The following is a 25598-nucleotide window of genomic DNA, read 5'->3' on the forward strand; positions in this document are numbered from 1 at the left end:
GTATCAATGAAACTGACTGTAGTTGGCACCGGCTATGTTGGATTAGTAACAGGAACCTGTTTTGCCGAAACAGGTAATTATGTAACCTGTGTGGATATTGATGCTAAGAAAGTTGAAAAGCTTTCAGGCGGAGAAATTACCATATTTGAACCCGGCCTGGAAAAGCTTTTTGCCCGAAACCTTAAAGACGGACGTCTGACATTTACCACTGATCTTGCAGCAGGTATTGCAGATGCGGAAGTTATTTTTCTGGCTCTGCCTACACCTCCCGGTGAAGATGGCAGCGCTGATCTGAGCTATATCCTGGGTGTTTCTGATCATATTGGTAAACTGTTGAAAGATTACAAAGTAATCATAGACAAAAGCACTGTTCCCGTAGGTACTGCTGAAAAAGTACATGCTGCTATTGCTAAAAACTTCTCCGGAGAATTTGATGTGGTGAGTAACCCTGAATTTTTACGTGAAGGCGTAGCGGTAGACGACTTTATGAAGCCTGACCGTGTGGTAATTGGTACTACTTCCGAAAGAGCGAAGAAGCTGATGAACGACCTGTACGCTCCGTTTGTACGTCAGGGTAACCCCATCATCTTCATGGATGAAAAATCTGCGGAGTTAACCAAATACGCAGCCAACTCTTTCCTGGCTACCAAAATCTCTTTTATGAACGAGATTGCGCAGCTGTGTGAAAAAATGGGTGCGGACGTGGATATGGTAAGAAAAGGTATTGGTACCGATGAGCGTATTGGTAAACGCTTCCTGTTTCCAGGTATTGGGTACGGTGGCAGCTGTTTTCCTAAAGACGTAAAGGCGCTGATTAAATCTTCCAAAGAAGTAAACTACGAGTTTAAGATACTGAATGCTGTTGAAGATGTAAACGAGCTGCAGAAACTGCACCTGGTAAGCAAAATCAAAGCATACTATAAAGAATCACTGAAAGGCAAGCATTTTGCACTGTGGGGCCTGGCGTTTAAGCCTAACACCGATGATATCCGTGAAGCACCAGCTTTATATATTATCGATGCTTTACTGGCAGCAGGTGCTACTGTAACTGCGTTTGACCCTGAGGCAATGAAAAACGTTCAGCGTTTACTGGATGATAAAATTGCTTTTGCAAACGATCAGTATTCTGCGCTGCACCATGCAGACGCGTTGATTATTGCTACAGAATGGAGCGAGTTCAGAACACCGGTGTTTGAAAAATTAACCAGCCTGTTAAAGAGCAAGGTTATTTTCGACGGTCGTAACCTGTTCGATGTAGATCACGTACGTGAACTGGGCTTCTATTACGAAAGCATTGGTCGCCCTTAAACAATAAAACTACTCCCTCCTATGAGCAGAAAAAGAGTATTAATCACCGGCGCAGCTGGTTTTCTGGGGTCACACCTGTGTGATCGCTTTATAAAAGCAGGATACCATGTTATTGGTATGGATAACCTGATTACCGGTGATTTAAAAAACATCGAACATCTGTTTCCGCTGGAACAGTTCGAGTTTTACAATCACGATGTAACCAAGTTTATTCATGTGCCTGGTGAGCTGGATTATATCCTGCACTTTGCTTCTCCCGCCAGCCCTATCGACTATCTGAAAATACCTATTCAGACCCTGAAAGTGGGTGCCATGGGTACGCACAACTGTTTAGGTTTGGCCAGAGCTAAAAAGGCAAGAATACTGGTAGCCAGTACCAGTGAAATCTATGGCGATCCGCTGGTGCACCCGCAAACGGAAGAATACTGGGGTAACGTAAACCCGGTTGGCCCACGTGGTGTGTACGACGAAGCCAAGCGTTATATGGAATCCATTACCATGGCTTACCATACGTTTCACCAGGTGGAAACCCGTATTATCCGCATCTTCAATACTTATGGTCCGCGTATGCGACTCAATGACGGCCGTGCACTGCCTGCTTTCATTGGCCAGGCGTTACGTGGTGAAGACCTGACTGTATTTGGTGATGGCAGCCAGACCCGTTCTTTCTGTTATGTGGATGATCTGGTTGAAGGTATTTACCGTTTACTGATGAGCGATTATGCACAGCCGGTAAACATTGGTAACCCTGTGGAAATAACGCTGAAAGATTTTGCTGAGGAAGTATTAAAGCTGACGGGTTCTTCTGTGAAGATTGTGTACAGGCCACTGCCTGTAGACGATCCGAAACAACGGAAACCCAATATTACCAAAGCGAAAGAAATATTAGGCTGGGAACCAAAAGTAGACCGTGCAGAAGGTTTGAAAAATACGTATGAGTATTTTAAAAGCCTGCCGCCAGACGAATGGTTTAAGCAGCCTAAAACTTTTGAATCTAAATAATAAGCATGTTTGCTTCGTTGTTAGCCAAAGAAAAAAAAATGGCCGTTATAGGCCTCGGATATGTAGGATTGCCCGTAGCGCTGGAAATGGCGAAGCACATAAACGTAATAGGTTTTGATATAAACGAACACCGTATTGATGCACTCCGCCAGGGTATAGACCCGGGCGGGGAAATCAGTAAACAGTCTTTTGAAGGCCGCAACATCGTATTTACTTCCGCTAAGGAAGTTTTACGGGAGGCGGCTTTCTATATTATAGCCGTACCCACGCCTGTTGACGACCATAATGTTCCTGATCTTACCCCCATTCTTGGGGCAGCTGAACTGGTTGGCAGCGTTATTAAAAAAGGCGATTACGTAGTCATTGAATCTACTGTTTATCCCGGTTGCACAGAAGAAGATTGCATTCCCGTAATAGAACGCGTAAGCGGACTTGCGTACGGAACGGATTTTAAGGCCGGTTATTCTCCTGAAAGAATTAACCCGGGCGATAAAGTGCATACCATTGAAAGTGTGGTAAAAGTAGTGGCTGGTTGCGATGCAGAAGCGCTGGAGGAAATTGCAGCTGTATACGGGCTGATTGTAAAAGCGGGCATACACAAGGTAACTTCTATTAAAGTGGCGGAAGCCGCCAAAGTAATTGAAAACACCCAGCGCGATCTGAATATTGCGTTGATGAACGAGCTTTCCATCATATTCGACAGAATGGGCATCAACACCTTTGAAGTGCTGGAAGCTGCCGGAACCAAATGGAACTTCCTGAAGTTTTTTCCCGGCCTGGTAGGCGGGCATTGTATAGGCGTAGACCCTTACTACTTAACCTACAAAGCCTCTGAGCTGGGATACAGCTCTAAAGTAATCTTGGCGGGCCGGTATATCAATGACCACATGGGCGCGCATATAGTACAAAAGATATTGCAGCATGTACTGTTGCATAACGGCAACGTACGCGAAGCCAAAGTGCTGATATTAGGTGCTACTTTTAAAGAAAACGTATCTGATATCCGCAACTCTAAAGTGGCCGATGTGGTAAAAGGATTACAATCTTATTATCTTACGGTAGAAGTAACCGATCCTAATGCCGAAAGTGCAGAGGTAGAAAAAGAATACGGTTTTAAACTTACTGCACAGCCTGCAGGACCGTATGATGTGGTGGTGGTGGCAGTTGCACACGAAGAGTATAGCAACTTCAGCGACAGCTGGTTTGCAAACATTACCCGCGAACATGCATTGATTGCGGACATTAAAGGTATTTACAGAAATAAAATTCACTCCAGAATGTACTGGAGTTTATAAACCATCGATTTTATGAAACCAACTATACTGGTGTCTGGCGGATACGGACAACTTGGATTTGAACTGAGCCGGCTGGCGGAAGGAATGCCACAGTTTTCGTTTGTATTTACCGACAGAGATACCCTTGATATTACCAGCCCTGAAGAAATGCAGAAAGCTTTTGACCTGCATAAACCTGCTTATTTTATCAACTGTGCCGCTTACACGGCCGTAGACAAAGCAGAAACAGAAAGGGAAGTAGCAGCGCGCATAAATGCAGAAGCGGTGGGTATTATAGCCGACTGTTGCGAAAAAGCAGGTACGCAGCTGATTCATATTTCTACTGATTATGTATTTAATGGCAAAGGCACCAGCCCTTACCAGCCCGATGCACCTGCCGACCCTATCAACTACTATGGTGAAACCAAATGGCAGGGGGAAGTAGCGGCCAGAGAAAAATGTCGCAACAGCATTATCATCCGCACCTCCTGGGTGTATAGCGAGCATGGTAACAACTTTGTAAAAACCATGCTGCGTTTAATGGCGCAACGTCCGGAATTAAGCGTGGTGGAAGATCAGGTAGGATGCCCTACCTATGCCCGCGATCTGGCTGCCGCCATTCTGCATATAGTGAACGTATTACATACCGGTGAAAAGGCAACACAGCCGGGTACCTATCACTACAGCAACTCAGGCGTAATATCCTGGTACGACTTTGCTGTAGCCATCCGTGATATTGCCGCACTGCCTTGTGAGGTAAAAGCGATACCTTCTTCTGCGTATCCTACTCCGGCTGCACGTCCTTCTTACTCAGTAATGGATATCAGCAAAATACAGCAGGTATATGGTGTGCAGGATGTTCCGTGGAGAGGTAGCCTTGCTGAGTGTATGGAAAGACTGAAAAACGCGGCTTCTTAATACCGGCATATAATATATTCAGCCGCTGTTTCTTTTATAAAACAGCGGCTTTTTTGTGCCCTTACTCCGGTGTGTGCATCAGTGGGGAGAGCGACAGTATACAAACAAAAAGAGCAGGTGATGTACCTGCTCTTTTGTTGGATTACTAGGATTCGAACCTAGACAGACAGAACCAAAATCTGTAGTGCTACCGTTACACCATAATCCAGTTCCCTGTTTGGGGGTGCAAATATAGGGAATTAGTTATTCAATTACTGAGCAAATTGTATTCTTTTATTTTTTGCTTTGGGCTATTTACATTTTCTCCCGGCGCTTCCCAGCTAATTACCAGGTGCTTCAGAAAGGTAGCAGATCAATTTAAAAAGCTGGCGAATGGCTTATTGGGTATCGGAAGAAACTTTACTGCTCCACATTATTACTAATGGGTAAATACACCAGCCATAAGGAGAAAATGCCGCTTGCTGATAAAACTGCGGAGAGGTATTCCGGTAGTTTTAAAAGTCTCGTTGAAGTATGGGTGATTATACTGCCGGAACTGATAAGACCGGCTGAACGTTCGATAAGCACTTATGGATGCTTCCGCAGACCCCCTGAGCAAATCAGTAACTTTCCTGACAGAACCGCGAAGCTTCCTGATTGAATCGGGAAGCTTCCTGACAGAACCGCGAAACTTCCGGATTCGATCGCGAGCCTTCGCGGTACAATCGCGAATATTCCTGATTGGGTCAGGAACCTTCCTGACTAAACCGCGAATCTTCCTGATTCAATCGCGAAACTTCCTGACGGAACCGCGAAACTTCCTGATTGAATCAGGAAGATTCCTGACCAAACCGCGAAGCTTCCTGACTGAGTCGCGAAACTTCCTGACTCAGTCAGGAAGTACCTGGAAAAATCCTGAAGTGCTTACCAGTGGGGGAGTGAGACAGGGCAGCTGGTAATAAGTTGAAAAAAAGATTTTACCATGCACCTCCGCACCATTGGTAAATGTTTTATCATTCCGGCGGCCAGGAACACAAGAGAAAAGAAAGGATATAAAACAAAAAGAGCAAGTAATTTACCTGCTCTTTTGTTGGATTACTAGGATTCGAACCTAGACAGACAGAACCAAAATCTGTAGTGCTACCGTTACACCATAATCCAGTTCGTTGTTGGGAGTGCAAAGATAACATTTAACTCATTTACGCCAAATATTTTGCAAACTTTTTCGAACTTTTTTACTGGCATTCAATCAGGTAGTAATTCTTTTTACCTTTTTGAACCAGCAGGTATCTGCCATGTAATAACAGTGTGTTATTCACCTGAAACTGTACATCGGCAATTTTGTTACGGTTTACGCTGATGCCACCATTCTGTAGCATTTTACGTGCATCGCCTTTGCTGGGGTTAATAGCACTGTCTGCCAGAAAGCTTACAATATCAACGCCTTCTTTCAGCTTATCCAGCGCATAGCTGATTTTTTCAACGCCTTCCATGCTTTCCAGGTCTTCTACCGATAAGGATTCGGCTGGCGCATTCTGGTTGGCGAATAATTTTTCAGTGGTTTCTACTGCTTTATTGTATTCTTCTTCGCCATGTACCAGTATGGTTACTTCTTTAGCCAGTGCTTTTTGCAGTACACGGGCAGAAGCATTTTGATCGTGCTGTTCCAGTAAACCGTTGATAGTAGCCTGATCCAGGAAGGTGAATATTTTGATCCATTTCTTAGCATCTTCATCTGCTGCCTGCAACCAGAACTGGTAAAATTTATAGGGCGATGTTTTTTCTGCATCCAGCCATACGTTACCGCCTTCGCTTTTGCCGAATTTGGTGCCATCGGCTTTGGTAAGCAGGGGACAGGTTATTACAAAAGCTTCGCCACCGGCTTTACGGCGTACCAGTTCAGTACCGGTAGTCATGTTACCCCACTGGTCGCTGCCGCCCATTTGCAGCTTACAGTTTTTCTGCTGGTATAACCAGTAAAAATCATAACCCTGCATTAACTGGTAAGCAAACTCTGTATAACTGATGCCGGTTTCACCTTCAATTCTTTTTTTCACGCTGTCTTTAGCCATCATGTAATTAACCGTGATGTGCTTACCAGCGTCGCGTAAAAAGTCGATGAACGAAATGGTTTTAAACCAGTCGTAGTTGTTGGCCATAACAGCCGGGTTTTTCAGGCTTGCATCAAAGTTCAGAAACTTCTCCAGCTGGCCTTTAATACCTGCTACGTTTTTTGCCAGCGTTTCCTCATCCAGCAGGTTTCGTTCTGCGCTTTTGCCGGATGGGTCGCCAATCATACCGGTGGCACCGCCTACCAGTGCAATAGGTTGGTGACCGGCCTTTTGCAGGTGAACCAGTAAAAGAATAGGAACCAGGCTGCCTATATGTAAACTATCGGCCGTAGGGTCAAAGCCCACATAACCGGTAGTCATTTCTTTTAAAAGTTGTTCTTCTGTTCCGGGCATTATGTCCGCAATCATGCCCCGCCAGCGTAATTCTTCTATAAGGTTCATTCCAACTTAATTTGTGGCAAAAATAGCGTGAAACAGCGTAAAGTGCTTTCTTTGCGGTATGAATAAGGTAGGTATAGGTACAAGAGTTTTGAATTTTCTCATAGATACATTCCTGTTTTTCTGGCTTGGCTTTATTGGCTACAAAATATGGTATTTCTACGCTTACTACTACCGCATACCATTTATACCTTTTTATTACTTCTTTTATATGGCCTGGTTTATTTACTATCTGGTGGGCGAAGGGCTGTTCAGAAGCACAGTTGGTAAAAGATTTACTTATTCTAAAGTAGTTACCAAAACAGGTGGCCGCCCTGCATTCTGGCAGGTGCTGGTGCGTTCTGCTATACGCCTTACCATAATTGATTGCCTGTTTATTCCTTTTCTGGATAAACCGTTGCACGACTATCTGAGTGCAACAGAGGTAGTGGAAAAATAGCCGGCGTGGCGCTTGCCTCTACGTACCTGTCAATCTACGGCAAGGCATCCGCACCAAAGGGATATAATAGCCTATATGCGGGAACATCCAACTGAGTACAGCGAACTTGTGATGTAAGCCTGCTTTTAATAAGAAGAGCGGGTTTACAGATCAACAGCTTATTGTCAGAGAGTAGCTCTTCGCTGGATGTATTTCCCAATCATATCAAACTCAATATTCACTATAGAGCCGGCTTGTACCTGCGATATGCTGGTATGATGATAGGTGTAGGGAATAATGGCAACAGTAAACTCTGTACGCGTTACATTAAATATAGTAAGGCTGGTTCCGTTCAACGAAATAGAACCTTTTTCAATAATCAGTGCAGCAAACTGCTCAGGAATGGCAAAACGAAACTCCCAGCTGCCGTCCAGATCCTGACGATCAACACATACAGCTGTGGCATCTACATGTCCCTGTACAATATGGCCATCCAGACGGCCGTTCATAATCATGCAGCGTTCCAGGTTTACAGAGCGGCCGGCAGCCCAGGAAGTCAGATTGGTTTTTTCCAGCGTTTCCTCAATGGCCGTGACCCGGTGGGCGCCATCGCGAATCTCTTCTACGGTTAAACACACGCCATCGTGACTGATGCTCTGGTCGATTTTTAACTCGTGAGAGAGGGGAGATTGTATCCAGAAGGTTTTGTTGGTGCCCTGTGTGGTAACGTTGAGAATGTGGCCGGTGGCTTCTATAATTCCTGTAAACATGAGCGCAAGTTAGTAACTTCACTTTTTATTTGGAATTTTCCACACTTATTCTATCTTTGCAGTCCAAAAAATATTTTTCACAAAAGGAGGTATCCACAATGCTTATTATCGATTCAAAAGATTGCGAAAACATTGACAAAGCTTTAAAAAAGTACAAGAAGAAGTTTGAAAAAAGCAAAGTTCTTTTACAATTAAGAGAGCGTCAAAGTTTTACTAAGCCTTCCGTTAGACGTCGCGGCGAGGTTTTGAAAGCTATCTACAAGCAGAATTTAGCTAGTGGCAAGATTGAAGCTTAATTGATTTGATCGAACATATTAAAAGGTAGCTATAAGGTTAGTAACTTTGTAGCTACCTTTTTATGTTGCCACTATACGAACCTTACTTACAGCAGTTCCTCAACTACCTCCGCTTTGAAAAGCGGTACTCACAGCATACGGTACTATCGTACCAGAACGATCTGGAGCAGTTTTTCGCTTACCTCTCCGCCGATTTTGACGGCCCCGCCATTCCTCATATTACTTCAGGCTTTATCCGCAGCTGGATGGCTTCTTTAAAAGAAGAAAACTATACCGCTAAGAGCATCAATCGCAAGTTGTCTGCTCTGCGTACCTTTTTCAAAAAGCAGCTGAAAGATGAAGTGATTCAGCAATCTCCGCTTACAACCATTGTTACGCCTAAAATATCCAAAAGGCTGCCTGTTTTTGCCCCCGAAGCCGAAATGAAAGGTTTACTGGCAGGAATGAGGCAGGACAGCGTTTTGCCGGACAGTAGTGAGCAGCAGGTTTATGCCCAGGCTGGCAGGGACAACAGCGCTACCCCGGGAGGTAGCCTGCCGGCGGAAATGCATCCGGAACTAAGCCCACTGGAAATACTTACCCACCGGTTGATTATTTCCATCTTTTACTACACCGGTATGCGTTTGAGCGAGTTGATTCATCTTAAAGAAAAACAGGTAGACGCGTACTATAGCCAGTTGAAGGTGTTGGGAAAAGGCAATAAGGAACGCATAATTCCCGTTTCGGCCGGTTTGATGAAAGAGATACAGGATTATATAGCCGCAAAGCCACAAAAGGCAGCAGAAGGGGCTTTTTTACTGGTGAATAAAAAGGGGAAGCCGTTTACGCCGTCTGCCATGCGGGCTATTGTAAAAAAGTATCTTGGCAATATTCCAACACTGGAAAAAACAAGCCCCCACGTGCTGCGCCACACATTTGCTACCCACCTCATGAACAATGGAGCAGACCTTAACGCTGTGAAGGAGTTATTGGGGCACAGTAGCCTGGCATCTACCCAGGTGTATACCCACAATACTATCGAAAAGCTGCGGGATATTTACCGTAAGGCGCATCCCAAGGCATAGTGTTGAAACGCTACTTATTACGAAGTTTTTCGGTTGTTAAAAACAGCTGAAAAACGCCGAAAAAAATTGATATTTTGATAACGTTGCGCTACCTTCAAAGTGTTCCTTTTTAAAAGTTCTTTCATTTATTATTTCACCGTTAAATGTGATTTACTATGAACGTAAACATCCAAACTGTGCACTTTGATGCAGACATGAAGCTGATTGATTATGTAAGTAAAAAACTGCAGAAGATCGGTACCTTTCACGACAAGGTTATCAAAGTGGATGTTTTTTTGAAATTAGACAACGTAGTTCACACAATTAAAGACAAAATTGCAGAGATCCGGGTGCATGTGCCCAAACAGAACTTTTTTGTAAAGGCTTCTTCCAAATCGTTCGAAGAGTCTTTCGATAGCGCACTGGATTCTCTGGTAAACCAGATAAAACGTAAAAAAGAAAAACAAACCGTGTAAACAAAGGGGCTTCGGCCCCTTTTTTGTTTATAGCGATCAAAAACAGGCAGGTGTATGAAAAGATGGATAGGAGGGGCCGCCATAGTGCTGGCCTTAGCAGGATGCCAGGGAACAAGTACGGAAATAGCCAAAGCGCACATTATTGAGCGCAAAGCTCTGGCAAATGGAAAAGTAAGGGTGAATTATGTTTTTACGGCAGGGGAGCAGAAGCAGGTAAAAGACAGTGCCGATGTAGACGGCAGGAAAGTAGTACCCCACGACTCGGTGAGCGTTCGGTTTTCGGCAAACGACCCTTTGGAAAACCAAATACAACTTCCATGATATCAAAACGATAGATATTGGGGGGCTTGAAAAAAAAAGTTGAAATTTTTCTCCTTAAAATTTTGTGAAGTCAAACTTTCTCCTACCTTTGCAATCCCGAAAAACACGGGACAGTTCTTAAAAAGCAAAAAAACAGGCCACTTTAGCTCAGCTGGTAGAGCAACTGATTTGTAATCAGTAGGTCGTTGGTTCGATTCCGACAAGTGGCTCTTCTTTTTTTCCGGGCAGGTTCCAGAGCGGCCAAATGGGGCGGACTGTAAATCCGCTGTCTTTCGACTTCAGAGGTTCGAATCCTCTCCTGCCCACACTAACTTATTAATTAGTCAGTTAAAAGATTTCCGGAAATTGGCTGGTTTTTGAGCGTAAAGTTCTTTCTGTATTAAGTTTTTATTCAATGCGGAAGTAGCTCAATTGGTAGAGCGATAGCCTTCCAAGCTATAGGTTGCGGGTTCGACCCTCGTCTTCCGCTCATAATAAAAGCCGTTGTGGCTCAGTGGTAGAGCACTTCCTTGGTAAGGAAGAGGTCGTGAGTTCAATTCTCATCAACGGCTCGGATTTTTTTCAGAATACAGGATAGTGCAGAAAGAATTTTGAAAGAAGTGAAGTAAGAAAGGCTTTGCCGTAAGGCAGGGCCAGTTACGTAAAATACAATTGTAAAACCACAACAAAAAACCGATAAGATGTCTAAAGAGACCTTCAAGAGGGAGAAACCTCACGTAAACATTGGTACCATCGGTCACGTAGACCACGGTAAAACCACTTTAACCGCAGCTATCACCGACGTTCTTGCTAAAAAAGGTTTAGCACAAAAAAAGAACTACGATGAAATCGACGGTGCTCCTGAAGAAAAAGAGAGAGGTATCACTATCAATACCGCTCACGTAGAATACCAGACTGATAATCGTCACTATGCTCACGTAGACTGTCCTGGTCACGCTGACTATGTGAAGAACATGATCACTGGTGCTGCTCAGATGGACGGTGCTATTCTTGTTGTGGCTGCTACAGATGGTCCTATGCCTCAAACGAAAGAGCACATCCTGCTGGCTCGTCAGGTAGGTGTACCTCAGATCGTTGTATTCATGAACAAGGTTGACCTTGTTGATGATGCTGAACTGCTGGATCTGGTAGAAATGGAAGTTCGCGAATTATTAAGCTCATATGGTTTTGACGGAGACAACACTCCAATCATCAAAGGTTCTGCTACCGGTGCTCTGGCGGGTGACGCTGAGTGGGTTACTAAAGTAGAAGAGCTGATGGCTGCTGTTGACTCTTACATTCCTTTACCTCCCCGTCCTATCGATCAGCCATTCCTGATGTCTGTAGAAGACGTGTTCTCTATCACTGGTCGTGGTACCGTTGCAACCGGTCGTATCGAGCGTGGTATCATCAAAGTGGGTGAAGCTGTAGAAATCGTTGGTCTGGTTGAAACTCCTCTGAACTCTACCGTAACTGGTGTTGAGATGTTCAAGAAGTTACTGGACGAAGGTCAGGCTGGTGATAACGCAGGTTTACTGTTACGCGGTATTGAGAAAACTCAGATCCGTCGTGGTATGGTAATCTGTAAGCCAAAATCTATCACTCCGCACACCGAATTCAAGTGTGAAGTATACGTACTGAGCAAAGAAGAAGGTGGTCGTCACACTCCTTTCTTCAACAAATACCGTCCTCAGTTCTACTTCCGTACTACGGATGTAACTGGTGAGTGTATGCTGCCAGAAGGTACTGAAATGGTTATGCCTGGTGATAACATTGGTTTAGTTGTTAAACTGATTGCTCCTATCGCTATGGAAAAAGGTCTGAAGTTCGCTATCCGTGAGGGTGGTCGTACAGTAGGTGCCGGTCAGGTTACTGAAGTAATCAAATAATTTCCCACTCCCTTTGAAGGTGAGTTCGGATGTTATATATTTGCAAAGTACTCGGGTTAAACCGGGTACTTTGCTTCTAAAGACAAATGTTCTTTTTTTACGGGCCTAGTTCAATGGTAGAATAGAGGTCTCCAAAACCTTTGATACGGGTTCGAATCCTGTGGCCCGTGCATATTTAGTAAAATCAAATTGTTGAATAGGTGAATAAAGTTGCCAATTATTTCAGAGACTCATACCAGGAGCTGGTTGAGAAGGTAACCTGGCCAACATGGGCACAGTTGCAGCAATCCACTGTAATTGTGTTGTCTGCTACCGTACTCATCACCGCAATGGTATGGGTAATGGACTTTGCAGGTAACCAGTTGCTCAAGTTAATCTATTCATTGTTTTAAAGGATAATAAGGAAGACACGTCATGGAAGGTACAGCACAACAAACAGAAGCCGCCGAAAGCAAATGGTACGTGCTGCGTGTAGTGAGTGGAAAGGAGAGAAAGGTTAAAGAGTACCTGGATAAAGATATAGCACGTAGTGGTTGGACTGAGATTGTGAAGCAGGTGTTTCTGCCTATGGAGAAAGTGTATAAAGTGCAGAACGGCAAAAAAGTAATGCGCGAGAAAAACTACTTCCCCGGGTATGTTATGCTGGAAGTTACCGATGGTAAATTAAATGACGATATAATACAGCACATCAGCAACATAAGCAATGTAATGCATTTCTTAACTGATGGCAAAGGTAGCAAGGGTAACATTATCTCTTTACGTAAGGCAGAAGTAAACAAAATGCTGGGTAAAGTAGATGAAATGAACGATCAGGGTGTTACACTCAGTGAGCCTTTCATTGTTGGTGAAACCATCAAGATCATCGAAGGACCGTTTAACGACTTTAATGGTGTAATTGAAGAGGTGAACGACGAGAAGAAAAAACTGAAAGTAACGGTTAAAATCTTCGGCCGCTCTACACCAGTAGAATTGAACTATGTGCAGGTTGAAAAACTGGCATAACATATAAAAAGTTAAGAAAGCGCTTCTGCAAAGAGGCGCTTTTTTTATGCCCGGCCTTTCCTTTCTTAAGCAGGTGAGGCTGCTGTAGTCTGTGTATTCAGGCCTGATAATTTCACGATTAATTATTCCTGCTTCCTTGCCCTGCAGGTGTAGTATAATTAATATTGCATCCTTCAATAGAAAAGGTATGCAGAAAAATGTAATGGTTGCCGGTATATTGGCTATGAGCCTGGTATCCGGTGTATACGCCCAGAAAAAAGCAAAAGCGCCTGAAATGAACTTTGCCTCCAATGTAATTGTGGCCCACAGGGGTGCATGGAAGAAAAACAATCTGCCACAAAACTCGATTGCCGCCTTACAACAGGCGGTTACATTGGAATGTACTGGTAGCGAGTTTGACGTGCACATGACTGCTGACGATTCGCTGGTAGTGAATCACGATCCGGAATATGCTGGTAAATCTATTGAAAAAAGTACCTATGCTGAACTAATAGCCACACCGCTTTCTAATGGCGAGCAATTGCCTACTTTGTTTCAATACCTGCAATCGGGTAAGCAACAGGTAAAAACCAGACTGGTACTAGAGATAAAGCCATCTGTGATAAGTAAAGAACGTTCCATTTTGCTGACTGAAAAGGCGATGCAACTGGTAGAGCAGTTACAGGTGAAACCATGGATTACTTATATCAGCTTCAGCTACGATGTGGTAAAGAAAATTCATGAACTGGACCCCAAAGCACCGGTGCAGTATCTGATGGGAGATAAGTCGCCCGCAGAATTGAAGCAGGACGGCATTATGGGAGTTGATTATCATTATTCCGTATTTCAGAAACATCCGGAATGGATAGAAGAAGCACATAAACTGGGCATAGTGCTGAACGCCTGGACGGTGAATGATGCGAATATAATGGACTGGTTATTAAGCAATAAGTTCGCTTTTATTACTACCAATGAGCCGGAGTTGCTGGCTGAAAGGGTAAAAGCGTTGAAATAGGCATATAACGGGGCAGTGATTTATTTGTTGTTATTGAAATAATAACTACCTTTGCTGCCCCAAAAAGTTCTTAGAAAGAAGAATGTTGATTTGTGGGAGTTCGGGTAAAATGCCCGGACGCTAATACCAAAAATTGAAGTAACATGGCTAAAGAAATCGCAACGTACGTGAAGTTGCAGGCAAAAGGCGGACAAGCCAACCCTGCTCCTCCAATCGGTCCCGCTCTGGGTTCTAAAGGCGTTAACATCATGGAGTTCTGTAAGCAGTTTAATGCCAGAACACAGGATAAAATGGGAAAATTACTTCCTGTTCTGTTAACGGTTTATACCGACAAGTCTTTTGACTTCGTAATCAAAACTCCTCCCGCTTCTATTCAGTTAATGGAAGCTGCCAAAATTCAGAAGGGTTCTAAAGAAAGCAACCGTAACAAAGTAGGTAAGGTTACCTGGGCTAATGTTGAGGCTATTGCCAAAGACAAAATGTCTGATCTGAACTGCTTTACGCTGGAAAGCGCAATGAAAATGGTTGCAGGTACTGCCCGCAGTATGGGAATTACTGTTGATGGTAATGCTCCGTGGGAAAATTAATTGTGAACCCTCCTAAACGAATTTGTAATGGCAAGTATTACTAAAAAAAGAAAAGTAGCGGAAGCGAAAGTTGATAAAAATAAGTCGTACACTCTGAAAGAGGCTACCACTTTAGTGAAAGATCTGAACTGCACTAAATTTGATAGCTCTGTGGATCTGCACGTTCGCCTGGGCGTTGACCCTAAGAAAGCAGACCAACAGGTACGTGGTACTGTAACCTTACCTCACGGTACTGGTAAAACAAAACGTGTACTGGTTCTTTGTACTCCTGATAAAGAAGCTGATGCTAAAAACGCTGGTGCTGACTTTGTTGGCCTGGACGAGTTTATTCAGAAAATTGAAGGTGGCTGGACTGATGTTGATGTGATCGTAGCTACTCCATCTGTGATGCCTAAGATTGGTAAATTAGGTAAGATATTAGGTCCACGTAACCTGATGCCAAACCCTAAAACCGGTACTGTTACCAACGATGTGGCAGCAGCGGTAAACGAGGTTAAAGGTGGTAAAATTGCTTTCAAGGTTGATAAAGCAGGTATCATTCACGCTTCTATCGGTCGTATCTCTTTTGCACCTGAGAAACTGGCTGAAAACAGCCAGGAGCTGATTAACGCTATTATTAAATTAAAGCCTTCAGCAGCAAAAGGTATCTACGTAAAAGGTGTGGCTATGGCAAGTTCTATGAGCCCCGGCATCACCATCGACACTAAATCAGTTCAGAACTAATTCATTACTCCGTATAGAGTAATGGGTGTAAAAAAGGACCGTTATGACTAAAGATCAAAAGAATGAAGTAATTGAGCTTCTGAAAGAGAAGTTCTCTCAATACAACAACTTCTACGTTACCAATACAGAATCTCTGACTGTAGCACAGATCAGCGATTTACGTCGTGCTTGCTTTGACAAGCAGGTTGAGATGAAAGTGGCTAAAAACACTTTAATCCGTAAAGCGCTGGAATCTCTCGATGCTGAGAAGTATTCTGACGTTTACGAATCTCTGAACAACGTAACTGCGTTACTGTTTTCTGAGAATCCTAAAGAACCAGCTCTGATCCTGAGCTCTTTCCGTAAGGCTGGCAACGTTCAGAAGCCTGAGCTGAAAGCTGCTTTTATTAATGGTGATGTATTCAGTGGTGATGCAAGCCTGAAAGCACTGACTCAGATCAAAACCAAAAACGAACTCATCGGAGACGTTATTGGTTTACTGCAATCTCCTGCAAAACGCGTACTGGCTGCTTTACTGCACCACCACGAGAAGCAGGCAGAAGGTACTACTGCAGCTGCAGAGTAGTAAAACATATGCTGCCTGAAGCATGTTGATAGCAGGTAACAGGCAGTTTAATTAAATAGTTCAATTATTCACTCTCCGCCGGAGCAATAGCAATGAAGGCGGTTTTAAAAATTAAGTAAAATGGCAGACATTAAAGCATTAGCCGAAACATTAGTAGGTTTAACAGTTAAAGAAGTTCAGGAATTAGCAGACGTTCTGAAAGCGGATTACGGTATTGAGCCAGCTGCTGCTGCAGTTGTAGTTTCAGGTGGTGACGCTGCTCCAGCTGCTGCTGAGAAAACTTCTTTCGACGTTATCCTGGTTAGCGGTGGCGCTAGCAAGCTGAACGTGGTTAAAATTGTTAAAGAATTAACCGGTTTAGGTCTGAAAGAAGCGAAAGACTTAGTAGACGGTGCTCCTAAGCCAGTTAAAGAAGGCGTATCTAAAGCAGAAGCTGACGAACTGTTAGGCAAACTGAAAGATGCAGGTGCTGAAGTTGAAATCAAGTAATTTCTAACTTATAGTTATAAAGAAACCCCGCCATTTGGTGGGGTTTCTTTATTTATAGCTGGATACGCTACTTGTTTATTTTTCCCGGCAGCGTGTTATTCCGCTGACTTTCCTGTACCATGTATACCAGCCGCTTTTATTGTTGCTGGGTATAATGGTATTCTATCCGTCCCACCAGCTGCTTTTGCTTATTAAAACAAAGATCTCTCACCTTCAATCCGGCTGCATTGTATACATATTTCCAGACCATGTAGTTGGGGCTACCAGCTATTTGTGTCATCTGGTTTACGTGACCTGATGCATCATATTCAAACAGGTAATCGGGCAGCAGGCGTTTGGCGCGTATGTTATACCTTACTATGTCCGTTAGTTGTTTCTGATCATTATAGTAATAATACCAGGTTTCCAGTAGTACGCCTTTACGTTTCCAGTGCTCTTCTGTTATGTTGCCCTGCGTATCATATGTAAAGCTTATTTCTGTGGTGTCTTTGCCATCTTTCAGTTTAAACATGCGCGCGGGAGTACCGTCTTCTTTGTATATCCATTGATGGGTTTCCGTCAGCTGACTTTTCATAAAGCCATCGCTGGTGGTAGTCTGCAATAACGTAAGGTGGCCTGCAGCATCGTAGGTGTAGTTTGCGCGGGTAATAACCCTGGCCGTGCTATCCTCCGTTTTAATCAATCTGGTACCATTGTAATAGTGGGTTGTAAAGGAAGGGCCGGTAGAAGGATAAGCAGCCTTTGTGGTAATTTTTTTATAGTCAGGCGTAATTATCTGATTCAGTTCAAAGCCTTCGGCCTGTTTTTCATCACTTTCATAGCTGGTAGCGCTGATTTCCTGAACACGTTGGGCTTTGTACGATTGGTATTGTGCATTGGTTTGCGAGGCGGCTATAATGTCATTATAATAATACTGCGCGCTGGCAGAAGAGGCTCCTGACAGCAGAACGGCCGCCAACAAAAAACGATTCATATAGGGGAATTTGCGTCAAAAGTGCGGTTAGTTGAGCAAACTGCAAAACATATGTACTGATAATTGCAGGCATGCAGGTGGTTTGTTATATTTAGCCGGAGTATTAAAATGCTGCAGGCTTAAAAAAGGTCACATGCCAGCATTCGACGTTAGTGTTAACTTCTGGTACGGTGCCTGGTAACCTTATCAGTTTTTTTGCCGCTTTTGCAAACCGGTATTTTTGCAGTAGTGGCAACGGCATACGGCAGAAAGTACGTGCTGAAAAGAATTAACTAATGCTGCTGGTAGCAGTGTTTTCATTATTGGTACTTTTATTTGATTAATAGAATAGTTATGAGTCAGTTAAGTGAACGTTTTTTACAGTTGGTGCAGATTATGGATGATTTGCGTGAGAAATGTCCGTGGGATCGTAAACAGACCGTTCAAACCCTGCGGCCCCTGACGATTGAAGAAACTTACGAACTGGCTGATGCCATTACTGATGGAGACTGGAAAGGTATTAAGGAGGAGCTGGGTGATGTGTTGCTGCATATTCTCTTTTACGCCAGAATTGGCGCAGAGCAGCAGCAGTTTACGCTACAGGAGGTAATTGAGGGCATATCGGAGAAGCTGATTGTAAGGCATCCGCATATTTATGGCGATGTAAAGGTGGAAAATGATGAAGATGTGAAGCGTAACTGGGAACAGATTAAACTGAAAGAGGGAAAGAAATCTCTTTTTAGCGGCGTACCGGTATCACTGCCGGCGGTGGTAAAGGGCACCCGTATACAGGAAAAAGCCGCGCAGGTGGGCTTTGAATGGGATAACCGGGAGGATGTATGGAAAAAGGTGGAAGAGGAGATGGGAGAGTTGCAGGAGGCCGTACAGAAAGACGATAAGGCGCATATAGAAGAGGAGTTTGGTGATGTAATGTTCAGCCTGATAAACTATGCACGGTTTTTGCGAATAGATGCCGAAGGCGCGTTGGAGAAAACCAACAAAAAATTTATGCGCAGGTTTATGCAGATGGAGGAAATAGCCACTGCCCAGGGGCTGGAACTGGCCAATATGACCCTTGCAGAAATGGATGCGATATGGGACGAGGTGAAACAAAAAAACAAAGAACTTGATACAAACGCTTAGACAGGCAGCGTATAAACACGGCTATCTTATTATTACAGCGGCATGGCTGTATACCATCTCTTTTATTTTCACCAACTACTGGACGTACAGCGCTTCGCCTGAAAAGGTACAGCAGACACTGGAAAACTATCTGAGTAAGCAGGAAGCCCGCTTTCAGCAGCTGGTAAACGATACTACTACTGTTAAAGCCATTTACAGCAAAGACGGCAGCAAGATTAAACAGGCGCTGCCGGGTGAGGTGTTCGGGCTATTTGCCTATACTATACATGAAACCGGATACCGGGAGGAGATATACTGGAACACCTTCAATATGTCCGTCAATAGCAGCGATCTTGACAGGGCAGATGGTATGTATCCGGTAGTGTACCAGAACGGGCTTTTTGAGTTGCTGAAACATACCATTGAAGCACCAGGTAAAAAGTATGTACTGATTGGATTGATACCCATTCACTGGGATTATTTTATAGAGAATAAGTACCTGCATAAAGAGTTTGCTAATTATCCCAATATTGAAAACCTGTATGCTGTTAGCGATGATGGAACAGGTATTCCTATTCATAACTCCGCCGGGCAGGAAATTTTTCAGCTAAAACAGAAAGATGCGGTGTCTTTCGATCAGCCGGATACCGGTTCTATAGCATTGCGGGTGCTGGCTGTGTTGTTTCTGATGGCCTTTGTAAATGGGCTGGCTTCCGATACGGTGAGGGAAGAAGGCTTTTTTGCCGGTTATCTGTTTCTGGTAACTGTGATTGTGCTAACCCGTATTTGTACGTATTACTTTCCTTTTCCGTTCGATTTTCGTAAGCTGGAGTTGTTTGACCCCTCTATTTATGCTTCCAGTTCTTTGCATCCGTCGCTGGGTGATCTGCTGATTAACGCGGTGTTGCTGTTCTGGATGGTGGTGTTTTTTAAATACCGGTATCCGCCGTTACAGAACATGAATCCTTATCACGATGCCAGTGAGAAGGTGCGTAAACAGAAATTGTATGCAGCTATCGGCTGTCTGGTTGTAATGCCCGCTATTACATTTGGAATAGGGGATGTGGTAAGTAGTCTGGTGATTGACTCGAAGATTCCGTTTGATGTAACCAATTTCTTTAGTCTGAACGCGTATACGTTTATCAGCTTTATTATGCTGAGTTTTATGATGTATGCTTTTTTTCAGCTGTCGCATATTCTCATTATTCCTTCTATTAAGGCAGGGCTTACCTTTTATAACAGGCTGGTGATTGTAGCAGCTGCGGGTTTGTTTATGCTCACTTTTCAGATAGGTACACCTTCCATTATTATAAGAGTATTTATACTGGTGTGGTTGCTGGTGTATATAGCTATATTGGAATACAGGCAGGGGGATATACAGCTGTCGCTGGTGCAGTCTGCCTTTTTCCTTTTCTGGCTCATGTTCTTTGGTTCTTCTGTAACCATACTGATTGTGGCACAGAACAACAAGGTGGAGCTGGAACAGCGCAAGAAAATTGCAGAGAAGCTGACTTATCAGACTGATCCTTCCGGGGAGAGTCTGATGAATATTGCTACCACCAATATTAACGATGGTTTTATCAATGACAATTTTGAGCGGTTTAAATCGGAGTACTCCAATAAGTATATCAAGGATAGCCTGATTAACGAAAACTTCTCCGGCTATCTGAACAAGTACGATACGCGTGTTTACACGTATGATAGTGCTTTCAGGCCTTTGTTTAATGATGATTCTACTTATTATCATGTAATCAGACATACCATTGAGTCAGAAGGAAAGCTTACAGGTATTCCGCATTTGTATTACTATGAGAATTCGCAGGATTTGTTCAGTTATCTGTATGAGAAAACGGTATTGAACAACGATAGCACGGTTGCGGGGTATTTATTTGTGATAGCTAAGCCTAAGCGTTATAAAAGTGAGTCGTTATTTCCGGAACTGTTTAAGCAGGTGAGTGATATAGCCTCGGACCTGAATACGAATTATGCGTATGCGGTGTACAGCAAGAGCAAGCTGATTAACAGTTTTAATGATTATGGCTTTTCTTCTGTTCTGGCACCGGCAGATATGCCAAGGCTGGAATATGAAGAAAGGGTAAAGGGCAACTATAGCGAGTTGTGGTATAATGCAGGACACAATAAGGTGGTGGCAGTAGTGAAGAAGAACGACCGTTTTGTGGAAACGGTTACTTTGTTTGCTTATCTGTTTTGTGTGTTTCTGGCTGTGGTGCTGCTGTTTCATATCGCCAGCTTTATGATTAGTGTGCGGTTTAAGTGGGAGAGCATCAAAGAGATTTTCCATTTCAATATCCGAACGCAGATACATATTATTATCATCTTTATCAGTCTGTTTTCTTTTGTGGTAATTGGTATTGCTACTATCTCCTTTTTTATTGTACGGTTTGACAGGAATAACGAAGAGCGGCTGACGAAAGCCATACAGGTAATGGCTTCGGAAATGATTAATATACGCGACAGGTATGTGGATGATGATATTCCTACGTTAAATACGCTGGGCTCTACCGGTGGTGATCTGGAGCGAAAGATTATAGATATTTCTGAGATACATAATGTGGATGTGAATGTGTATGATGCCAATGGTAACCTTACCGTTTCTACACAGCCTTATATTTATAATAAGCATGTATTGAGCGGCAAGATGGAGCCGCGTGCTTACTATGCACTGAACTATGAAAAGCAAACGCAGCGTATACAGACGGAAACGGTAGATAACTTTTCGTTTCTGAGCATTTATGTGCCGGTTAAGTTTAAGGATGGTTCTTTGTATGCTTACATTAATATTCCTTACCTCAACTCGCAGAGTGAACTGAATCAGGAGATTTCCAACTTCCTGCTTACGCTGATTAATCTGAATGCTTTCATATTTGTATTGGCGGGTGCTATTGCCATGTTAATTACCAACCGTATTACTTCTTCTTTTACACTGATTGGTGATAAGATGCGGGAGATTAGTCTGGGTAAGATGAACGAGGCCATTGTATGGAAGCGCAATGATGAGATTGGCGCATTGGTAGTGGAATACAACAAGATGGTGCAGAAGCTGGAGGAGAGTGCGCAGGGGCTTGCCCGTAGTGAAAGGGAAGGTGCCTGGAGAGAGATGGCCCGGCAGGTGGCGCATGAAATCAAGAACCCGCTAACGCCTATGAAGCTGAGTATACAGTATCTGCAGAAGGCTATTCATAGTGGGGCTCCGAATGTGAAGCAGTTGTCTGAACAGGTTGCGGATACGCTGATTGAACAGATAGAGCAGTTAGCCAAGATTGCCGGTGATTTCAGCCAGTTTGCCAACATAGGTAATGTGAATCCGGAGTACTTTGACATAGGTGAGGTGATCAGCACGCTAACGCGCTTGTATAACACCGATTCCGGGCTGCATATTGACTGGCAGAAGACTTCTGTAGGCAATGATTACATACTGGCAGATAAGGGGCAGACAAACCGTTTATTCACCAATCTGATTAAGAATGCTATAGAGGCTTCTGAAGCATCCGGTGAGGGGCAGGTGGATATTGTTGTACGCCAGTACCGCCAGAATAACCGGGTGATTATTGCGATAATTGACAATGGCACCGGCATTCCGAAGGATATGCAGAATAAGATATTTACACCCAATTTCACCACCAAATCTTCCGGAACAGGGCTGGGGCTGGCCATTTGTAAGGGCATTGTGGAGAAGGCTAATGGCCGTATCTGGTTTGACACGGAGGAAGGGAAGGGGACGGCGTTTTATGTGTCGTTTCCGTTGGAAGAAGGGATGGAGGGGTAGTTGGGAGTTGATAGTTGGGAGTTTGAAGTTGGGAGTTGTTTGGGAGCGAATGTTAATAGTGTGGAGTTGGGGTAGTTGTGGAAGATATGAATGAGTAGAAGAGAAGAGAAGAGAAGGTTTGAAGTAGACCAATGAATATAACAGATGGCTGTATCAAAACTGATACGGCCATCTGCGTTTTGTATATGTTGTTTGTTGTAATTATGATGGGCGCTTGCTGTGCTGGGTGATGATGAAGTTTTTAAACTCATCCAGTGAGAAGCTGCTGAGGTTATTTTGTCTGGTAACGCCCGCTTTCTGGGCTGTTAGTACGCCGTAGGCTACGTCGTGGTAGCCTTCTGTGGCGTGGGCGTCGGGGTTGATGGAAATGAGCACGTTCTTTTCCAGGGCGTAGTCGATCCAGCGCCAGTCTATGTCGAGTCTTCTGGGGTGGGCGTTTAGTTCTATTACTACGTTGTTGGCAGCGCAGGCGTCTATTATTTTGCGATGGTCTACGGGGTAGCCATTGCGGCTTAACAGCAGGCGGCCGGTCATGTGGCCGAGGATGCTGGTGTAGGGATTTTCAATTGCTTTTAGCAGGCGCATCATGGCTTTCTCTCCGGGCATTTTGAGGTTGGAGTGTACGGAGGCAATTACTACGTCGAAAGTTTGTAGTACTGCATCGCTGTAATCCAGATTGCCATCGTTGAGGATGTCTGATTCTATGCTTTTGAATATGGTGAAGGGGGCCAGCTTTTGGTTGAGTTCGTCTATTTCCTGGTGTTGGGCGTAGATTCTTTCTTCAGAGAGGCCGTTGGCGTAGAAAGCGGATTTAGAGTGATCGCTTAATACAAGGTATTGTAAGCCCATTTCTTTAGCTGCCTGGGCCATTTCTTCTATGCTGTTACCGCCATCGCTCCAGTTGCTGTGGGAGTGGATAATGCCATTGATATCTTCTTTAGTAATAAGTACGGGTAAGGTGTTAGAAGCGGCTGCGGCCAGGATGCTTTCCTTTTCACGCAGGCAGGATGGTATTACTGCCAGCGATGCCTGGGTAAAGATGGCTTCTTCTGATGTTGCATCGGCTGGTATTTCACCGTATTGCTGGCGGAAGGCGGTAAGGAAGCTTTCGCTGCTGCTGGTTTGGAATAGTGTACTATAGAAGGTTTCAGCGGTGCTGAAGTAGAATACCAATATGATATTGCCGGTGCCTTTGTAGCGTGCTGTGTGCAGGGAGGAGTGTTGAGGTGCAGCGGCATTATCAGTTGTTGTGTCAGATTCCAGTTTTTCAAACCCGTGCCGGGTGAGATAAGTATGTAATGCAGCTTCGTCTGTGGTGGTTACCCATTCCAGTTGGCTGATGACTTCCATCTGGCGCCGGAAATCGCCGGTGAGGGCGACCAGGGCTTGTGGGAAGGTGGCTTGCAGGTCTTTTGTTATCTGGTGGGCATAGGGGGCTGTTTGGGCATATAAATAGCTTCCCTGGTTGCCCATGAAGAATTCGATGGCTTCTTTGATATTTTGTTGGGTTTTGGCACCGAAGCCTTTGTACAGGAGTAGTCTGTTTTCGTTGCAGGCGTATAATAGTTCGCCGATGGCTTCTATTTCCAGCTCTTTCCAGATGGTGGCTATTTTTTTGGGGCCGAGGCCTTTGATGGCCAGCATTTCTATGATGCCGGGTGGGGTGTTGGTGATGTATTCGTTGAGTTGGGGTAGCTGGCCGGTTTGCAGCTGCACCAGTATTTTTTTGCCGATGGCTTCTCCGATGCCTTTGATGGAGAAGATTTTGTCTTCGGGTAGTTCGGACAGGGCTACGGGTAGCTTGTCTATTGTATAGGAGGCGGTGGAATACGATTTTGTTTTAAAGCTGTTCTCGCCATGTATTTCCATTATTTTGGCCAGGAGCGCGAAGTTGTCTGCTATTTGTGCATTCGTCATACGAAACCGTTTGCCGCCTTCTCTGTATGCAGTATTTTATGGATATACAGAAGGGGATACCCATATATGTGTGCCGGCAGCCGGAGAGGCGTTTTATAAAGGGCGTGAAAATAAAAAAGTCCCGGCATATGCCGGGACTTTTAATCTATTTAGCGTAAGAAATACTAAGCTTTCTTAGCAGCTTTTTTAGGCGCAGCTTTTTTCGCTACTACTTTCTTAGGAGCTACTTTTTTCGCTACTGCTTTTTTAGGAGCAGCTGCTTTTTTCGCTACTACTTTCTTAGGAGCTACTTTCTTTGCTACAGCTTTTTTAGGAGCTACTTTTTTAGCTACAGCCTTCTTAGGAGCGGCTTTCTTAGCTACAACTTTTTTTGCAGCGGCCTTTTTAGGGGCTGCTTTTTTTGCAGTTGCCATGTTTTTAAAATTTAATGGTTAGTAAATATGGAATAAAAATAAAAACTTTATGGTAACTGCCAAAATTTTTGTTGCTTAGGCGGTTGCTTCTGAAGCAACTACAGAAATGGTAGTCTTATCGTTTCTACCTTTTCTGAACTCAACGATACCGTCAGCCAGAGCGAACAGGGTGAAGTCTTTACCTACACCTACGTTCTTACCAGGATGATAAGAAGTACCACGCTGGCGAACCAGGATGTTACCAGAGATTGCAGGTTGACCACCATATATTTTAACTCCTAAGCGTTTGCTTTGGGAATCACGACCGTTTTTTACGCTACCTTCACCTTTCTTGTGAGCCATGATGAATGAATTTTACTTGTTAATAACTTAAAGTGAAAAGCTACGACTAAGCGATGCTTTCAATTTTGATTTGAGTGTAGTGAGTTCTGTGACCGTGCTTTTTGCGGAAACCTTTTCTTCTTTTCATTTTAAAAGCAATAACGGTATCACCTTTTACGAGGTCGTTAACTATTTCTGCTTTTACAGTTGCCTTTGCATCGGCACCAGCAGAAATTTTTCCGTTGTTGTCAACAAATAAAATTTCGTTGAACTCAACTTTATCACCTGTTTTTCCCTGCAGGTGAGGAACGTACAGGTTCTGACCCTCCTGTACCTTAAATTGCTGACCTGCTATTTTTACAACTGCTAACATAAATAGTCCAAAATTAGGACGGCAAAGGTAGGGGTTTTGGAATAAAAAACACAAGCACCTTTTAAAAAATTCCAAAAAGGATAGGAGGCGGTGTTACATAAAAATTAAAAATATGCCTTTTGTGCTATACCAGGCATACATCCCTATTTTTGTTGCCTCCTAAAAACAGC

At 43.9% G+C, this 25598-nt stretch carries 26 protein-coding genes and 7 tRNA genes; 24 read left to right on the forward strand and 9 right to left on the reverse strand.

Translation table 11 applies throughout. From position 1 onward, the window contains the following. The first annotated feature begins 6 nt into the window (after positions 1–6). Genes IEY13_RS01940 through rfbD form a run of 4 tightly spaced genes read left to right on the forward strand, consistent with a single transcriptional unit; the run spans position 7 to position 4502 of the window. On the forward strand, positions 7–1308 hold the full coding sequence (locus IEY13_RS01940) for a UDP-glucose dehydrogenase family protein (protein WP_188950157.1): 1302 nt from the start codon (positions 7–9) through the stop codon (positions 1306–1308). 21 nt (positions 1309–1329) lie between these two features. Beyond that, complete coding sequence (locus tag IEY13_RS01945) at positions 1330–2310, forward strand: UDP-glucuronic acid decarboxylase family protein (RefSeq protein WP_188950159.1); 981 nt, start codon at positions 1330–1332, stop codon at positions 2308–2310. Positions 2311–2315: 5 nt separating this feature from the next. Beyond that, positions 2316–3605, forward strand: coding sequence for a nucleotide sugar dehydrogenase (locus IEY13_RS01950; protein WP_188950161.1), 1290 nt, complete (start codon positions 2316–2318; stop codon positions 3603–3605). Between the two features lie 12 nt (positions 3606–3617). Further along, positions 3618–4502, forward strand: coding sequence for a dTDP-4-dehydrorhamnose reductase (gene rfbD, locus IEY13_RS01955; protein WP_188950164.1), 885 nt, complete (start codon positions 3618–3620; stop codon positions 4500–4502). Positions 4503–4639: 137 nt separating this feature from the next. On the opposite strand, the gene IEY13_RS01960 is transcribed toward rfbD, so the two are convergent. From IEY13_RS01960 to tyrS, 3 genes are all read right to left on the reverse strand, one after another. Then, positions 4640–4710: transfer RNA gene (locus tag IEY13_RS01960), tRNA-Gln, on the reverse strand. A gap of 861 nt (positions 4711–5571) precedes the next feature. Then, positions 5572–5642 (reverse strand) — tRNA-Gln (locus IEY13_RS01965). Between the two features lie 74 nt (positions 5643–5716). Continuing rightward, complete coding sequence (gene tyrS / locus IEY13_RS01970) at positions 5717–6994, reverse strand: tyrosine--tRNA ligase (protein ID WP_188950166.1); 1278 nt, start codon at positions 6992–6994, stop codon at positions 5717–5719. A 58-nt stretch (positions 6995–7052) separates the two neighbouring features. On the opposite strand from tyrS, the gene IEY13_RS01975 reads away from it, so the two are divergent. After that, positions 7053–7430 (forward strand): RDD family protein, encoded by a 378-nt coding sequence (locus IEY13_RS01975; protein WP_188950168.1) that lies wholly within the window; start codon positions 7053–7055, stop codon positions 7428–7430. Between the two features lie 164 nt (positions 7431–7594). Here the strand turns inward: IEY13_RS01975 and IEY13_RS01980 are convergent, their stop codons facing one another. Next, positions 7595–8179 (reverse strand): riboflavin synthase, encoded by a 585-nt coding sequence (locus IEY13_RS01980; RefSeq protein ID WP_188950170.1) that lies wholly within the window; start codon positions 8177–8179, stop codon positions 7595–7597. Positions 8180–8277: 98 nt separating this feature from the next. Between IEY13_RS01980 and rpsU the strand changes: the two genes are divergently transcribed. The 17 genes from rpsU to rplL all read left to right on the forward strand — a co-directional run bounded on the left by rpsU (position 8278) and on the right by rplL (position 16543). Further along, positions 8278–8475, forward strand: a complete 198-nt coding sequence (rpsU, locus tag IEY13_RS01985; RefSeq protein ID WP_076381969.1) for a 30S ribosomal protein S21 — start codon at positions 8278–8280, stop codon at positions 8473–8475. 62 nt (positions 8476–8537) lie between these two features. Further along, positions 8538–9539 carry a tyrosine-type recombinase/integrase gene (locus tag IEY13_RS01990; protein ID WP_188950172.1) on the forward strand — a complete coding sequence of 334 codons (1002 nt, stop codon included), beginning with the start codon at positions 8538–8540 and terminating at the stop codon, positions 9537–9539. Positions 9540–9694: 155 nt separating this feature from the next. Then, positions 9695–9994 (forward strand): ribosome hibernation-promoting factor, HPF/YfiA family, encoded by a 300-nt coding sequence (gene hpf, locus IEY13_RS01995; protein WP_146829915.1) that lies wholly within the window; start codon positions 9695–9697, stop codon positions 9992–9994. Positions 9995–10048: 54 nt separating this feature from the next. Beyond that, on the forward strand, positions 10049–10315 hold the full coding sequence (locus IEY13_RS02000) for a putative periplasmic lipoprotein (protein ID WP_188950174.1): 267 nt from the start codon (positions 10049–10051) through the stop codon (positions 10313–10315). 136 nt (positions 10316–10451) lie between these two features. Then, positions 10452–10524 (forward strand) — tRNA-Thr (locus IEY13_RS02005). A gap of 13 nt (positions 10525–10537) precedes the next feature. After that, positions 10538–10620: transfer RNA gene (locus IEY13_RS02010), tRNA-Tyr, on the forward strand. Between the two features lie 91 nt (positions 10621–10711). Beyond that, positions 10712–10784: transfer RNA gene (locus tag IEY13_RS02015), tRNA-Gly, on the forward strand. A 10-nt stretch (positions 10785–10794) separates the two neighbouring features. Next, a tRNA-Thr gene (locus tag IEY13_RS02020) sits at positions 10795–10866 on the forward strand. Between the two features lie 129 nt (positions 10867–10995). Beyond that, a complete protein-coding gene (gene tuf, locus IEY13_RS02025) occupies positions 10996–12183 on the forward strand; it encodes an elongation factor Tu (RefSeq protein WP_188950176.1) in 1188 nt (395 codons plus the stop codon). Between the two features lie 99 nt (positions 12184–12282). Next, positions 12283–12353: transfer RNA gene (locus IEY13_RS02030), tRNA-Trp, on the forward strand. Positions 12354–12383: 30 nt separating this feature from the next. Then, positions 12384–12575 carry a preprotein translocase subunit SecE gene (gene secE, locus IEY13_RS02035; protein ID WP_188950178.1) on the forward strand — a complete coding sequence of 64 codons (192 nt, stop codon included), beginning with the start codon at positions 12384–12386 and terminating at the stop codon, positions 12573–12575. Between the two features lie 22 nt (positions 12576–12597). Then, the gene (gene nusG / locus IEY13_RS02040) at positions 12598–13185 is read left to right on the forward strand and encodes a transcription termination/antitermination protein NusG (protein WP_188950180.1); all 588 of its coding nucleotides are present in this window, start codon (positions 12598–12600) and stop codon (positions 13183–13185) included. Positions 13186–13372: 187 nt separating this feature from the next. Next, entirely contained in the window at positions 13373–14179 is an 807-nt protein-coding gene (locus IEY13_RS02045; protein WP_188950181.1) for a glycerophosphodiester phosphodiesterase family protein, read from the forward strand. 143 nt (positions 14180–14322) lie between these two features. Further along, a complete protein-coding gene (rplK, locus tag IEY13_RS02050; RefSeq protein WP_188950183.1) occupies positions 14323–14766 on the forward strand; it encodes a 50S ribosomal protein L11 in 444 nt (147 codons plus the stop codon). 27 nt (positions 14767–14793) lie between these two features. Beyond that, entirely contained in the window at positions 14794–15489 is a 696-nt protein-coding gene (rplA, locus tag IEY13_RS02055; protein WP_188950185.1) for a 50S ribosomal protein L1, read from the forward strand. Between the two features lie 43 nt (positions 15490–15532). Further along, on the forward strand, positions 15533–16054 hold the full coding sequence (rplJ, locus tag IEY13_RS02060; RefSeq protein ID WP_188950187.1) for a 50S ribosomal protein L10: 522 nt from the start codon (positions 15533–15535) through the stop codon (positions 16052–16054). Between the two features lie 120 nt (positions 16055–16174). Then, a complete protein-coding gene (gene rplL, locus IEY13_RS02065; protein ID WP_188950189.1) occupies positions 16175–16543 on the forward strand; it encodes a 50S ribosomal protein L7/L12 in 369 nt (122 codons plus the stop codon). Positions 16544–16679: 136 nt separating this feature from the next. Here rplL and IEY13_RS02070 read toward each other — a convergent pair whose 3' ends face one another. Then, entirely contained in the window at positions 16680–17516 is an 837-nt protein-coding gene (locus IEY13_RS02070; protein WP_188950191.1) for a hypothetical protein, read from the reverse strand. A gap of 333 nt (positions 17517–17849) precedes the next feature. Here IEY13_RS02070 and mazG point away from each other — a divergent pair, with 333 nt between their 5' ends. Both mazG and IEY13_RS02080 read left to right on the forward strand, forming a co-directional pair. Then, positions 17850–18638 (forward strand): nucleoside triphosphate pyrophosphohydrolase, encoded by a 789-nt coding sequence (gene mazG, locus IEY13_RS02075; RefSeq protein WP_188950193.1) that lies wholly within the window; start codon positions 17850–17852, stop codon positions 18636–18638. Further along, complete coding sequence (locus IEY13_RS02080) at positions 18622–22404, forward strand: sensor histidine kinase (protein ID WP_188950195.1); 3783 nt, start codon at positions 18622–18624, stop codon at positions 22402–22404. The genes mazG and IEY13_RS02080 overlap by 17 nt, the downstream gene beginning before the upstream one ends. Positions 22405–22605: 201 nt before the next feature. Here IEY13_RS02080 and IEY13_RS02085 read toward each other — a convergent pair whose 3' ends face one another. The 4 genes from IEY13_RS02085 to rplU form a co-directional block, all read right to left on the reverse strand. Further along, positions 22606–24321, reverse strand: coding sequence for a DNA polymerase/3'-5' exonuclease PolX (locus IEY13_RS02085; protein ID WP_188950197.1), 1716 nt, complete (start codon positions 24319–24321; stop codon positions 22606–22608). Between the two features lie 164 nt (positions 24322–24485). After that, on the reverse strand, positions 24486–24734 hold the full coding sequence (locus IEY13_RS02090; RefSeq protein WP_188950199.1) for a hypothetical protein: 249 nt from the start codon (positions 24732–24734) through the stop codon (positions 24486–24488). Between the two features lie 75 nt (positions 24735–24809). Beyond that, positions 24810–25076 (reverse strand): 50S ribosomal protein L27, encoded by a 267-nt coding sequence (rpmA, locus tag IEY13_RS02095; protein ID WP_188950201.1) that lies wholly within the window; start codon positions 25074–25076, stop codon positions 24810–24812. Positions 25077–25122: 46 nt separating this feature from the next. Further along, positions 25123–25428, reverse strand: coding sequence for a 50S ribosomal protein L21 (rplU, locus tag IEY13_RS02100; RefSeq protein WP_146829944.1), 306 nt, complete (start codon positions 25426–25428; stop codon positions 25123–25125). Between the last annotated feature and the right edge of the window lie 170 nt (positions 25429–25598).

Origin of the sequence: Filimonas zeae, from assembly GCF_014641615.1 — a bacterium.
Taxonomy (GTDB): domain Bacteria; phylum Bacteroidota; class Bacteroidia; order Chitinophagales; family Chitinophagaceae; genus Filimonas; species Filimonas zeae.